General features: G+C 70.0%; 11 protein-coding genes. 9 read left to right on the forward strand and 2 right to left on the reverse strand.

Annotated features, from left to right (window positions below; translation table 11 throughout):
* Nucleotides 1-70 precede the first annotated feature (70 nt).
* Both ASF44_RS06560 and ASF44_RS06565 read right to left on the reverse strand, forming a co-directional pair.
* Complete coding sequence (locus tag ASF44_RS06560) at nt 71-526, reverse strand: tripartite tricarboxylate transporter TctB family protein (RefSeq protein ID WP_056898401.1); 456 nt, start codon at nt 524-526, stop codon at nt 71-73.
* A 31-nt stretch (nt 527-557) separates the two neighbouring features.
* Nucleotides 558-1,535: a tripartite tricarboxylate transporter substrate binding protein gene (locus tag ASF44_RS06565; protein WP_156374379.1), complete on the reverse strand. Its 978-nt coding sequence runs from the start codon at nt 1,533-1,535 to the stop codon at nt 558-560.
* A 114-nt stretch (nt 1,536-1,649) separates the two neighbouring features.
* Between ASF44_RS06565 and ASF44_RS06570 the strand changes: the two genes are divergently transcribed.
* The 9 genes from ASF44_RS06570 (at nt 1,650) to ASF44_RS06610 (ending at nt 12,371) form a co-directional block, all read left to right on the forward strand.
* Nucleotides 1,650-2,606: a LysR family transcriptional regulator gene (locus ASF44_RS06570; protein ID WP_056898403.1), complete on the forward strand. Its 957-nt coding sequence runs from the start codon at nt 1,650-1,652 to the stop codon at nt 2,604-2,606.
* 5 nt (nt 2,607-2,611) lie between these two features.
* The gene (locus ASF44_RS06575; protein WP_056898404.1) at nt 2,612-3,034 is read left to right on the forward strand and encodes a hypothetical protein; all 423 of its coding nucleotides are present in this window, start codon (nt 2,612-2,614) and stop codon (nt 3,032-3,034) included.
* Between the two features lie 64 nt (nt 3,035-3,098).
* Nucleotides 3,099-4,463 carry a tRNA (N6-isopentenyl adenosine(37)-C2)-methylthiotransferase MiaB gene (miaB, locus tag ASF44_RS06580; protein WP_056898405.1) on the forward strand — a complete coding sequence of 455 codons (1,365 nt, stop codon included), beginning with the start codon at nt 3,099-3,101 and terminating at the stop codon, nt 4,461-4,463.
* Nucleotides 4,460-5,878 (forward strand): ATP-binding protein, encoded by a 1,419-nt coding sequence (locus ASF44_RS06585; RefSeq protein ID WP_235579148.1) that lies wholly within the window; start codon nt 4,460-4,462, stop codon nt 5,876-5,878. Before miaB ends, ASF44_RS06585 begins: the two co-directional genes overlap by 4 nt.
* Nucleotides 5,868-6,539 (forward strand): hypothetical protein, encoded by a 672-nt coding sequence (locus tag ASF44_RS06590; RefSeq protein ID WP_056898406.1) that lies wholly within the window; start codon nt 5,868-5,870, stop codon nt 6,537-6,539. Before ASF44_RS06585 ends, ASF44_RS06590 begins: the two co-directional genes overlap by 11 nt.
* A 2-nt stretch (nt 6,540-6,541) precedes the next feature.
* Complete coding sequence (locus ASF44_RS06595; protein ID WP_056898407.1) at nt 6,542-7,957, forward strand: sigma 54-interacting transcriptional regulator; 1,416 nt, start codon at nt 6,542-6,544, stop codon at nt 7,955-7,957.
* 223 nt (nt 7,958-8,180) lie between these two features.
* Nucleotides 8,181-10,226, forward strand: a complete 2,046-nt coding sequence (gene mdoH, locus ASF44_RS06600; RefSeq protein WP_156374381.1) for a glucans biosynthesis glucosyltransferase MdoH — start codon at nt 8,181-8,183, stop codon at nt 10,224-10,226.
* Nucleotides 10,227-10,383: 157 nt separating this feature from the next.
* Nucleotides 10,384-11,442: a purine nucleoside permease gene (locus tag ASF44_RS06605; protein ID WP_056898409.1), complete on the forward strand. Its 1,059-nt coding sequence runs from the start codon at nt 10,384-10,386 to the stop codon at nt 11,440-11,442.
* Between the two features lie 14 nt (nt 11,443-11,456).
* A complete protein-coding gene (locus ASF44_RS06610) occupies nt 11,457-12,371 on the forward strand; it encodes a LysR family transcriptional regulator (protein ID WP_056898410.1) in 915 nt (304 codons plus the stop codon).
* Nucleotides 12,372-12,380 lie beyond the last annotated feature (9 nt).

Consider the following 12,380-nt stretch of genomic DNA (forward strand, 5'->3'; position numbering starts at 1 on the left):
GGCATGGACGCGCCCCCCTGGGGGGCAGCGATACGCGAAGCGATGCGCGTGGGGGTTTCATCTTTGTCCTTCACCGTGGCCAGATGGGGATCGCCAGGCCCAGGCCCTTGACGAACACGAGTGCGGCCAGCGCCGCCAGCACGGCGCAGACCAGCGGCGTCTCGCGCTGGCGGCTGATGCTGCTGGCCAGCGAGGCCACGGCCGTGGACACGATGACCGCCAGCACGATGCCCAGGCGGTCGACCATGGCGCCGAACAGCAGCACGGCCAGCGAGAGCACGAGCACCGGCCGCAGCACGATGGCCACCGGCTCGGCCGCCACCCGGCGGGCGCCTGCGATGGCCATGCCGGTGCCGGCAGCGATCAGCATCCAGGCCAGTGCGCGCGGCACGTAGCCCGGGCCCATCTCGGTGGCGTTGCCGATCTCCAGGTCGCCCACGGCGGCCAGGCAGGCCAGGCCCAGGACCAGCACGAACAGGCCGGCCAGGAAGTCCTGGCGGAAGGCCAGGGCACGCAGCAGTTGCATGGCGTTGCTCCGGTGTGTGCGGGGTTGCGGCCTACTTCTCTTGCGCGCCGGCTTCGATGATCAAGGGCTTCCACACCTCGATCTGGTCGCCCACGAACTTCGTGTATTCGGCGCTGCTCATGGCCTGCGTCTCCACGCCCCAGCCGAACAGCCGCTCCTTGACGGCCGGCAGCGCCACGGCCTCGGCCACGGCGTCGTGGATCTTCCTGGCCAGGTCGGCCGGCATGCCCGCCGGGCCCGAGACGCCCAGCCAGTTCTCCAGCACGATGTCCAGGCCCTGCTCGCGGAAGGTCGGCACGTCGGGCGCCTGCGAGATGCGCTTGGGCGCGGCCACGGCGATGGCCACCGCCTCGCCGGCCTTGACCATGGGCATGTTCTGCGCCAGCAGGTCGTAGTAGGTCTTGAGCACGCCGGCCTTGAAGTCCTGGATCGCCGGCGCGCTGCCCTTGTAGGGCACGTGGACCATGGTGATGCCGGCCTTCTTCTTCACGCCCTCGCCCAGGATGTGGCTGATGGAGCCCACGCCGCTGGAGCCGTAGCTCAGCTTGGTTTCCTTCTTCGTGAGGTCGATGAAGCCCTTCAGGTCCTTCACGCCCAACGCGGGCTGCACCAGCAGGCCGGGCGCCGAGGCGCCGATGTAGGCCACGTGCGTGAAGTCCTTGAGCGGGTCGTACGGGATCTTCCTGAACTGCGTGGGCGCGATCGTGAACGGCGCGTTGTTGGCCAGGATCAGCGTGTAGCCGTCCGGCGCTTCCTTCTTCACGATGTCGGCCGCCAGCGTGCCGCCCGCACCGGGCCGGTTGTCGACCAGGAACTGCTGGCCGAGCTTGTCGGTCAGGTGCTGCCCCACCAGGCGCGCCACGATGTCGCTGGTGCCGCCGGGCGGGAAGCTCACGACGATGCGGACGGGCTTGCTGGGCCAGCTGGCGGCCTGGGCCAGGGCCTGCTGGGCCGGGGCCAGCGCCAGAACGGCAAGCAGGGCCAGGGCAGGCGGGGTGCGGAGCGACATGGTGGTTTCCTTGGGTGGGATGCGGGAATGGGCTGGATCGTAGAAATCGCCTGCATTGCCGTCCATCACCGAATGCGCACGCTTGCATTCGAAAAATGCGTATGCTTTGCCGCCATGCCGCAGTCCCTCGTCTCCGCCAACCTGCGCTACCTGGACCAGGTGGCGCGTTCCGGTTCCATCCAGGCCGCGGCCAAGGAACTGCACGTGGCGGCCTCGGCCATCAACCGGCAGATCCTGCAGCTGGAGGAGCAGCTCGGCGCGCCGCTGTTCGAGCGGCTGCCGCGCGGCATGCGGCTGACCGTGGCCGGCGACGCGGTGGTCACGCTCGCACGGCGCTGGCGCCAGGACGAGCGCCGGCTGGAAAGCGAGATCCGCCGCTACCAGGGCGTGCACCAGGGACACGTGACGCTGCAGGCCATGGACAGCCACTCCACCAGCGTGCTGCCGGCGCTGGTGGCATCGCTGGGCGCGAGCCACCCGCTGATCTCGCTGTCGGTCAACCTGGGCAGCACCGATGAGGCGCTGGCCGCCGTGATGGCCGGCACGGCCGACCTGGCCGCGGCCTTCAACCTGCCGCCGCGGCGCGAACTGCTGGTGCTGTGGCGCATCGAGCTGCCGTTCGGCTGCGTGGTCGCACCCAGCCACCCACTGGCCGGCGCGCGCTCGGTCAGCCTGCAGGAGGCCGCCGCCTACCCCGTGGCGCTGCAGAGCCGCGCGCTGGCGATCCGGCGCTACCTGGACGCGCAGTACGGCTGGCTGTTCACCGAGGCGCGCGGGCGCTTCGAGAGCAACTCGCTGCAGCTGGTCAAGCAGCTGGCGCTGGGCGGGCGCCACGTGGTGTTCACCTCGGAGCTGGACGCCGCGCCCGAGCTGGCCGCCGGCCTGCTGCGCTTCGTGCCCGTGCGCGACAAGGGCGCGGAGCCGCAGACCATCGGCATCGCGGTGGACGCCACGCGGCCGCTGGGGCCGCTCGTGAAGGTAGTGGCCGGGCAATTGCAGGAGGCCATCGAACGGGCATTGGCGGCCAGCCGCGAAGGGCCTTCTAAAATCGCGCCCCCAGCCTCTGGATGAACACCATGAACCGCTGCCGTGCTTCGCTCGCGCTCATCGTCACCAGCCTCCTCCTCGCCACCGCCGCACAGGCCCAGGTGCGCGAATTCCCCGCCCCTGCGCTACGCGGGCTGCTGCAGGTCACGCAGCCGCCCGACATCCTGCTGGACGGCAAATCCGACCGCCTCTCGCCCGGCGCGCGCATCCTCGGCCCGCGCAACCAACTCGTGATGTCGGCCAGCATCGTCGGCGAGCGCCTGGTCGTGAACTACACGCGCGAACCCAACGGCATGGTCCACCAGGTCTGGCTGCTGAACCAGCAGGAAGCCGCCATCAAGCGGCCCGGGGCCACGCGCGAGCGCAATTTCATCTTCTCCTCCGAAGAAGACACGCGGCCCAAGGACGACGGCAAGACGCCGTTCCACCTGCTGCCCAAGTACGGACAGTAGGCGCCTGCCTCTTTCCTCCGGCGCGGCCTGGGCCGCCCGTCCCGCATTGCCCCACGAGACCGCCATGACGAAAAAAGTCTTCATCAAAACCTTCGGCTGCCAGATGAACGAGTACGACTCGGACAAGATGGCCGACGTGCTGCACGCCGCCGAGGGCTACGAGCCCACGCAGGACGTGGACCAGGCCGACCTGATCCTGTTCAACACCTGCTCGGTGCGCGAGAAGGCGCAGGAGAAGGTGTTCTCCGACCTGGGCCGCGTGAAGCACCTCAAGAAGAAGGGCGTGCAGATCGGCGTGGGCGGCTGCGTGGCCAGCCAGGAGGGCGAGGCCATCATCGCGCGCGCGCCCTTCGTGGATGTGGTGTTCGGCCCGCAGACCCTGCACCGCCTGCCCGAGCTGTTGCGCCAGCGTGCGCGAGAGGACCGCGCGCAGGTGGACATCAGCTTCCCCGAGATCGAGAAGTTCGACCACCTGCCGCCCGCGCGCGTGGAGGGCGCGACGGCCTTCGTCTCGATCATGGAGGGCTGCTCCAAGTACTGCAGCTACTGCGTGGTGCCCTACACGCGCGGCGAAGAAGTGTCGCGGCCGTTCGAGGACGTGCTGGTGGAGATCGCAGGCCTGGCCGACCAGGGCGTCAGGGAGGTCACGCTCCTGGGCCAGAACGTCAATGCCTACCGCGGCCGCATGGGCGAGCCGAACAAGGGCGCCGACGAGATCGCCGATTTCGCGCTGCTGGTGGAGACGGTGGCCGAGATCCCCGGCATCGAGCGCATCCGCTACACCACCAGCCACCCGAACGAGTTCACGCCCCGGTTGATCGAGGCCTACGCGCGCGTGCCCAAGCTCGTGAGCCACCTGCACCTGCCCGTGCAGCACGGCTCGGACCGCATCCTGATGGCCATGAAGCGCGGCTACACGGCCATGGAATACAAGTCGACCGTGCGCAAGCTGCGCGCGATCCGGCCCGACATGGCCATGAGCAGCGACTTCATCGTCGGTTTCCCGGGCGAGACCGAGGAGGACTTCGGCAAGATGATGAAGCTGATCGACGACATCGGCTTCGACAACAGCTTCTCGTTCATCTTCAGCCCGCGCCCGGGCACGCCGGCCGCCAACCTGCACGACGACACGCCCCACGAGGTCAAGCTCAAGCGGCTGCAGCACCTGCAGGGCGTGGTCGATGCCAACGTGCGCGCCATCGCCGCGCGCCGCGTGGGCACGGTGCAGTCCATCCTGGTCGAGGGCCCGTCCAAGCGCAGCCACGCCGGCCAGCCCGAGCTGATGGGCCGCACCGAGTGCAACCGCGTGGTCAACTTCGCCGGACCGGACCGCCTGGTCGGCCAGATGGTGGACGTGCGCGTGACCGAGGCCATGTCGTACTCGCTGCGCGGCGAGGTCTGCACGCGCGAGATCGCGCCGGCCGCGTGAGCCGCCCGCGCCTGTCCTTCCGCCAGCTGCTGCTGCTGGCCTTCCTGCTGATCGCCGCGCTGCTGGGCGGCGTGGCCGTGCGCGCGGTGTTCACCTTCGACATCCTGATACAGCGCAGCCTGGGCTTCTCGGCGCGCACGCTGCAGCTCAACGGCGTGGCGCAGACGCTCAGCGAGCGCAGCGCCACGGCCGAGCGGGCCGCGCGCCAGTCGCTGATCCTCAACGACGCGCTGCTGCGCCGGCGCTTCGCCGACAGCGCGCGCGAGGCCCAGGGCCTGGTCGCCGGCCTGCAGCCGGCCGACCTGCCACCGGCGCTGGCCGAGCGCTGGCGCGGACAGATGGGCAAGATCGAGCAGCTCATGGAAGGCCCGGCCGAGACCGCGCTGGACCGCGAGCGCGCCATCGCGGCCGAGTTCCGCGAGCTCGATGTGCTCAACGTCACGCTGGCGCAGCAGATGCAGGCCGCCATCGAACAGCGCCGCCAGTCCCTCAACGCCGAGCTGGACGCCAGCCGCGTGCAGATCACGCAGCAGGTGATCGGCATGGTGGTGCTGGCCGTGCTGCTGGCGATCGCGCTGGGCCTGTGGCTGGCGCGCCCGCTCAAGCGCGTGGAACGCGCCATCGTGGGCCTGGGCGAGAACGAGCTGGACCGGCCGATCGAGATCCAGGGCCCGTCCGACGTGCACCGCATCGGCCAGCAGCTGGACTGGCTGCGGCTGCGGCTGTCCGAGCTCGATGCCGACAAGGCGCGCTTTCTGCGCCACATCTCGCACGAACTGAAGACGCCGCTGGCTGCGCTGCGCGAGGGCGTCTCGCTGCTCGAGGAAGGCGTGGCCGGCGAACTCAACGACAACCAGCGCGAGGTGGCCGGCATCCTGCGCCAGAACACGGTGCAGCTGCAAAGCCAGATCGAGGCGCTGCTGCGCTTCAACGCCGCGGCCTTCGAGGCGCGCCAGCTCAAGCGCGAGCGCGTGGACCTGCTGGAACTGATCGAGTCCCAGGTCGACGCCCAGCGCCTGCAGTGGCGCGCCAACCAGCTGGCGGTGCAGGTCGAGGGCGAGAGCCTGACGACGCGGGTGGACGCAGCCAAGATCGGCACGGTGCTGGCCAACCTCCTGTCCAACGCGATCCGCTTCTCGCCGCCCAGGGGCCGCATCCTGATCCAGCTGCGCCAGCACGACCAGCTGGTGCAGATCGATGTGCAGGACGAAGGGCCCGGCGTGGCCGAGGCCGACCGCGACCGCATCTTCGAGCCGTTCTTCCGCGGCCAGCGCCAGCCCGAGGGCGCGGTCAAGGGCACGGGCATCGGGCTTTCCATCGTCCACGAGTACATCGCCGCGCACGGTGGCAAGATGGCGCTCTTGCCCGGCCCGTCCGGCGCCCATTTCCGCATCGAACTACCCCATGTGTCCTGAACCACGCGCGGCCCGCGCGTCCTCATCCTTGCTGTGCGCGCTGGCCGCGGCGCTGCTGGCCGGTTGCGCCGTGCCGCCGCCGGCGCCGCCGCCCCCGCCACCCGCTGCCGCCCCCGTGCCGCCGCCGCCCGCGGTGGCGCCGCCCACCGCGCCGCCGGCCGAATCGGCCGTGCCGCTGCCCGTGCAGGGCGGCCAGCCGGGCGGCGTGCGCACCGACAACAGCACCGTGGCGCAGTCGCTCTTGCTGTATGCCGACCGCGTGCGCCGCATGGCCCCGGCCGAGCTGGCACAGGAGGTGACGCGGCTCTCGGACATCGCCGAAGCGCAGCGCCAGCCGGCCGAGGAGATGCAGCTGGCCATCACGCTGGCGCAGACCCGCGTGCCGGCCGACCTGGTGCGCGCGCAGGGCCTGGCGCAGCGCGTGCTGGGCAACCCGCGCGAGGAAGCTCGCGGGCTGTACCCGCTGGCCGGCATGCTGGTGGCGCGCTATGCCGAGCAGCGCCGGGTGGAAGAAGCGCTGGACCGCCAGGCCCAGCAGCTGCGCGAGCAGCAGCGCCGCATCGACCAGCTGAGCGAGCGGCTGGAGGCCGTGCGCGCCATCGAGCGCAGCCTGACCTCGCGCCCACCGCCCAACGGCGGCCACCGCGCCGTCCAGCCCTGACCATGGCATCTTCCGACTCCGCCGCGCCCCGCGTGAACATCCTCGTCGTCGACGACGACGCGGACATGCTGCGCCTGTTGTCCATGCGCCTCACGGCCGCTGGCTACCGCGTGACGGCCGTCGGCTCGGCCGAGGCCGCGTTGAACCAGCTCGACATCGAGCAGCCGCAGCTGGTGCTGTCCGATGTGCAGCTGCCCGGCCGCGACGGCCTGGCGCTGTTCGACCTCGTGCGTGCCCGGCATCCGGCGCTGCCCGTGATCCTGCTGACGGCGCACGGCACCATCCCCGACGCGGTGGAGGCCACGGCGCGCGGCGTGTTCACCTACCTAACCAAGCCCTTCGACGGCAAGGCGCTGCTGGACAAGATCGCCCAGGCGCTGTCGCTGTCGGCGCCGGCCGCGCCGGTGCCCAAGGGCGGGCACGACGAGAGCTGGCGCGACGAGATCGTCAGCCGCTCGGCCCGCATGGCCGAGGTGCTGGCCGAGGCCAAGATGGTGGCCCAGTCCGACGCCAGCGTGCTGATGCTGGGCGACAGCGGCACCGGCAAGGAATTGCTGGCGCGCGCCATCCACAAGGCCAGCAGCCGGGCGAAGAAGCCTTTCGTGGCGGTGAATTGCGGCGCCATCCCCGAGGCGCTGCTGGAGTCCGAGCTGTTCGGCCACATGCGCGGCGCCTTCACCGACGCCGTGACCAACCACAAGGGCCTGTTCCAGACCGCCGACGGCGGCACGCTGCTGCTCGACGAAATCGGCGACATGCCGCTGGCGCTGCAGGTCAAGCTCTTGCGCGTGCTGCAGGAACGCGCCGTGCGGCCGCTGGGCTCCAGCCAGTCCATCCCGGTGGACGTGCGCATCCTGTCGGCCACGCACCGCGACCTGGAGGTGGCCATGGCCGCCAAGGAGTTCCGCGAGGACCTGTACTACCGGCTCAACGTGGTCACCCTCACGCTGCCCCCGTTGGGTGAACGGCGCGAGGACATCGCGCTGCTGGCCCAGCACTTCCTGCAGATGCTGGCCGCCAAGTACAGCAAGCGGCTGTCGGGCTTCGCGCCCGAGGCGCTCAAGGCGCTGACCACGGCCGCCTGGCCCGGCAACGTGCGCCAGCTGCACAACGTGGTGGAGCAGGTCTGCGCGCTGTCGACCACGCCGCTGGTGCCGCTGGCGCTGGTGCAGCGCGCGCTGCGCCAGCCGGCCATCGAGGTGCTGCCCTATGCCGAGGCCAAGCGCAAGTTCGAGCGCGAGTACCTCATCAACCTGCTGAAGCTGACCGACGGCAATGCCGCCGATGCGGCCCGGCTCGCCGACCGCAACCGGACCGAGTTCTACCGGCTGATGCAAAAGCACGAGCTCACGCCGGGACTGTTCAAAGGCGATTCTCCGGCTTCTGGCGAGCCCGTCGCCGAACCACGACAGGGCTAAGTCCTTGATTCAAAAGGACATCGCCAAACACACGCGATGACCTGTCGCTGTTCGGCGACAAAAACGGTGGTTTTGGGGGCGGTTTTCCGGCTAGACCCGCAAAGCCCTGGAAAAACCGCTCCAACCCATTGATTCATATCGTGTTTTGACGTTGGCATGGGGTTTGCACTGAGACAGGCATATGAGCTCTGTCTCCACCGCCTCCTCCACCCGTGAGAACACCATGGACCAACACAACTTCGCCCGCGTCGGCCGGCAAATCGTCGGTCGCGCATGGGACAAACAGCGCAGCCCCTTGCGCGCTGAGCGCCATCCCAATTCCGTCACCGCACCGCCCGTGAACCGCGGCTCCATGACGCCCCGCCCCTGGCGCGGCTTCTGGAACAGCGTGGGCACGGCGCTGCTGATGTCCGTGCCCGGCGTGCGTCCGGCCGGCGTTCAAGCCGCCGCCCCTGCACCCGAAGCCTGGCAGCAGGCCGCCAGCCGCCGCCGCATGGCGCTGATGCTGATCGTGCTGCTCACGACCGCGCTGGCCACCGGCCTGTTCGCCAGCATGCAGCCCGACTACGACAGCGTGCTGCTCGAAGTTGGCCAGCTGTCGCTGTTCGCGCTGCTGTCGGCCTGGATCGTGTCGGGCTTCGGCACGGCACTGATGGGCTTCTTCGTCGTGCTGCGCGGCGACAAGCATGCGCTGTCGGCCAAGGAAGTGCGCGACCACGCGATGCCGACAGGCGGCGACGCGCGCACGGCGATCATCATGCCGATCTGCAACGAGGACGTGGCCACCGTGTTCGCCGGCCTGCGTGCCACCTGCGAATCGGTGCTGGCCACGGGCCACGGCCGCGCGTTCGACGTGTTCGTGCTGTCCGACAGCAACGATCCCGAGAAGCAGCGTGCCGAGCGCGCCGCCTGGGAAGACCTGCGCGCCGTGCTGGCCTCCGAAAGCCATGGCGCCCCGTCCATCGAGGTCTACTACCGCCTGCGCACCCGCCGCACGCACCGCAAGGCCGGCAACGTGGCCGACTTCTGCCGCCGCTGGGGCAATGACTACAAGTACATGGTCGTGCTGGACGCCGACAGCGTCATGAGCGGCGACTGCCTGACCTCCATGGTCAAGCTGATGGAAGTGCATCCCCGTGCCGGCATCATCCAGACCGCCACGCAATCGATCGGCCACCAGACCCTGCACGCCCGTGCGCAGCAGTTCGCCTCGCGCATGACCGGCCGCCTGTTCACGCTGGGCATGCAGTACTGGCAGCTGGGCGAGTCCCACTACTGGGGCCACAACGCCATCATCCGCGTCAAGCCCTTCATGGAACATTGCGCACTGGCCCCGATCAAGGGCACGGGCGGCCTGTCCGGCGGCATCATGTCGCACGACTTCGTCGAAGCCGCGCTGATGCGCCGTGCCGGTTTCCATGTGTGGCTGGTGTCCGACCTGGTCGGCAGCTACGAGCAGCAACCGCCGGACCTGCTGTCCGAGCTGCAGCGTGACCGCCGCTGGTGCCAGGGCAACCTGCAGAACGCCCGCCTGATGGCCGAACCCGGCATCGCCGGTGTGCACCGCGCCATGTTCATCACGGGCACCATGTCCTACCTGTCGGCGCCGCTGTGGCTGGCCTTCATGACGCTGGGCACCACGCTGTGGCTGTCCGGCCATGCCCAGGCCACCGGCCTGGCCAGCGTGAGCCATGCGCTGTCTGCGATTCCCGCCGAGCTGATCGGCCTGTGGATCTGGACCTTGGCCGTGCTGTTCCTGCCGCGCCTCTTGGGCATCGCCGCCGTGCTGATCCAGGGCGAGCAACGCCGCTACGGCGGCACCGCCGGCCTGGTCAAGAGCGCGGCGCTGGAAAGCGTGCTGGCCATGCTGCAATCGCCGGTGCGCATGCTGGCCCACTCGCTGTTCGTGCTGGTCGCGCTGACCGGCGTGAAGCTGGAATGGAAGTCGCCTCCGCGGGACGCCGAAGCCCTGCGCTGGCGCGATGCGGCCCGCAGCCTGGCCCCCATGAGCGGCATCATCGCCCTGCTGGCCGTCGGCATCGCGCTGATCGACCCGAGCGCGCTGGTCTGGCTGATCCCGGTGGGCCTGCCGCTGCTGCTGGCCATCCCCGCCAGCGTGCTGACCAGCCGCAGCGACCTGGGCGCCGCCATGCGCCGCCAGCGCTGGCTGCTGATCCCGGAAGAGAGCTGGTCGCCCGCCGTGCTGCGCCGCGCCTGGATGCACGCCAAGCTGCCGCTGCGCCAGCAGCCCCTGGCCTTGGCCGCCTGAGCGGTCGCCCTTCCCAAAACGCCCCTCGCCGAGGGGCGTTTTTGTTTCTGCAGCCTGTGCGCTTTTTGCGCACGCCCAGCGCGAAAATCAGCGCTTGAGAGCAGCACCCTGTCTGCCTACGATGCGGTCCCATTCCCACCATCACAAGGCGATTTCCATGCACCTCCTGCGTGCCCCTCAATCCATCGTGGCCTGGCTGGCCGCAGCCGCCCTGCTGGCCGGCTGCGCCAGCCCCTCCCCCTCCTCGCCATCGGCCAGCGCAGCGCCGATTCGCAGCCAGGCCGCAGCGCCGGTGCACGTCAAGGTCTTCATCGCCGCGATGTTCGAGATCGGCCAGAACACCGGCGACCGCGCCGGCGAGTTCCAGCACTGGTACGAGCGCTACTGGAAGAACGCCACACCCGTCCGCGTGCCCGGCGCCATCGCGCCCGTCTACTGCAACAGCGATGGCGTCTGCGGCGCCGTGTTGGGCATGGGCAAGGTCAACTCCTCGGCCTCGATGCAGGCCATCCTGCTGAATCCGGCCTTCGACTTCTCCCAGGCCTACTACCTGATCACGGGCGTGGCCGGCACGCCGCCTGCGCGCGGCACCATCGGCGACGTGTCCTGGGGCAGCTGGCTGGTGGACTACGACCTGGGCCACCGTTGGGCGCCCGAGGAGAACACGCCAGGCGCGCCGACCTTCATGCCGCGCAAGGGCTACGAGGAATACCGGCGCTTTCAGCTCAACCCCGCGCTGCTGGCCTGGGCCATGCAGCTGTCGGCCAAGACGCCACTCAAGGACTCCGACAGCGCGCGCGCCTACCGGCTGCGCTACCCCGAGCCGCGCGCGCGCCAGGCCCCGAGCGTGGGCCAGGGAACGCACATGACGGGCGACACCTTCTTCCACGGCCCGGGCATGTCGGCGCAGGCCCAGTACATCGCCAAGCTCTACGGCGCGGACGACTACGTCATCACCGAGATGGAGGCCGCCGCAATCACGCTGGTGATCAAACGCACCCATGGCACGGACCGCATCATGAGCCTGCGCGGCGCCGTCAACTTCGACCAGGGCAACCCGCGCGAGACCACGCTGCAGCACCTGGACCCGGCGCCCGGCGAGACTGCCGGCGGCTTCGCCGAGACGGTGGAGAACATCGCGCGCGTCGGCGAGCGCGTGGTCGACCACATCGTCAGCCAATGGCCCGAATGGTCGGCCGGCGTGCCGCCGCGCTGAGCGCCTGAGGGGCCATGCACGCCAGCGTCCTCACCTATTTCATCGAGGTGGCCCGCAGCGGCTCGGTGCGCAAGGCATCGGAGCGGCTGCACGTGGCGGCCAGCGCGGTCAACCGCCAGATCCTGAACCTGGAGGAGGAGCTGGGCACGGAGCTGTTCGACCGCCTGCCCGGCGGCATGCGGCTGAACCCGGCCGGCGAGCGGCTGCTGCGCCACGCGCAGGAGACGCTGCACGGCTACCAGGTGATGCGCACCGAACTCGATGCGCTGCGTGGCGAGCGCAGCGGCCACATCAAGCTGGCGGCGATGGATTCGTGCTTCGAGGACCTGCTGCCCGCCGCGGTGGAAGACTTCTCGCAGCTGTACCCAGCCGCCACCTACACCATCGTCTCGACACAGCCCATGGAGGTGGCGCAGCTGGTGGCGTCCGGCCAGGTCGACCTGGGGCTAAGCTTCGTCACGCGGCTGCCGGCCGGTGCGGTGGCCGTGAGCCTGGCGCACCTGCCGCTGGGCGTGGTGATGCCGCCGGGCCACCCGCTGGCCACGCAGGACCGCGTGGCGCTGCGCGATTGCGCGCGCCACCCGTTCATCCGCTCGGGCGCGCAGCCGGTGTTCGGCCCCACGCTGTCGGCCGAATACACGGCCTTCTGGGAAGCGATGGAGCCGGTCGCCACGTGCAACTCCACGCCACTGGTCAAGCGCATGGTGATGGCGGGCAAGGGCATCACCACCTTCTCCAAGCTCGCGCTGCTGGGCGAGCTGCGCCGCGGCGAGCTGGTCTGGAAGCCGTTCGCGCTGCCTGTGCTGAACCAGCTGCAGGTGGGCATCGTGGTGCCGGCGCAGCGCGCGCTGCCGCAGCTCACGCAGAACTTCGTGGGACGGCTCGCGCGCCGGCTGGCGCAGCTGGAGCAGGAAGCCGCCGCGCTGTAGCGGCGCGGC

This window comes from Pseudorhodoferax sp. Leaf274, from assembly GCF_001422445.1.
Classification (GTDB): Bacteria; Pseudomonadota; Gammaproteobacteria; order Burkholderiales; family Burkholderiaceae_C; genus Pseudorhodoferax.

Coding starts and splice junctions, on each gene's coding strand:
- ASF44_RS06560 (WP_056898401.1), bottom strand. CDS start 526: ATGCAACTGCTGCGTGCCCTGGCCTTCCGCCAGGACTTCCTGGCCGGC.
- ASF44_RS06565 (WP_156374379.1), bottom strand. CDS start 1,535: ATGTCGCTCCGCACCCCGCCTGCCCTGGCCCTGCTTGCCGTTCTGGCG.
- ASF44_RS06570 (WP_056898403.1), top strand. CDS start 1,650: ATGCCGCAGTCCCTCGTCTCCGCCAACCTGCGCTACCTGGACCAGGTG.
- ASF44_RS06575 (WP_056898404.1), top strand. CDS start 2,612: ATGAACCGCTGCCGTGCTTCGCTCGCGCTCATCGTCACCAGCCTCCTC.
- miaB (WP_056898405.1), top strand. CDS start 3,099: ATGACGAAAAAAGTCTTCATCAAAACCTTCGGCTGCCAGATGAACGAG.
- ASF44_RS06590 (WP_056898406.1), top strand. CDS start 5,868: ATGTGTCCTGAACCACGCGCGGCCCGCGCGTCCTCATCCTTGCTGTGC.
- ASF44_RS06595 (WP_056898407.1), top strand. CDS start 6,542: ATGGCATCTTCCGACTCCGCCGCGCCCCGCGTGAACATCCTCGTCGTC.
- mdoH (WP_156374381.1), top strand. CDS start 8,181: ATGGACCAACACAACTTCGCCCGCGTCGGCCGGCAAATCGTCGGTCGC.
- ASF44_RS06605 (WP_056898409.1), top strand. CDS start 10,384: ATGCACCTCCTGCGTGCCCCTCAATCCATCGTGGCCTGGCTGGCCGCA.
- ASF44_RS06610 (WP_056898410.1), top strand. CDS start 11,457: ATGCACGCCAGCGTCCTCACCTATTTCATCGAGGTGGCCCGCAGCGGC.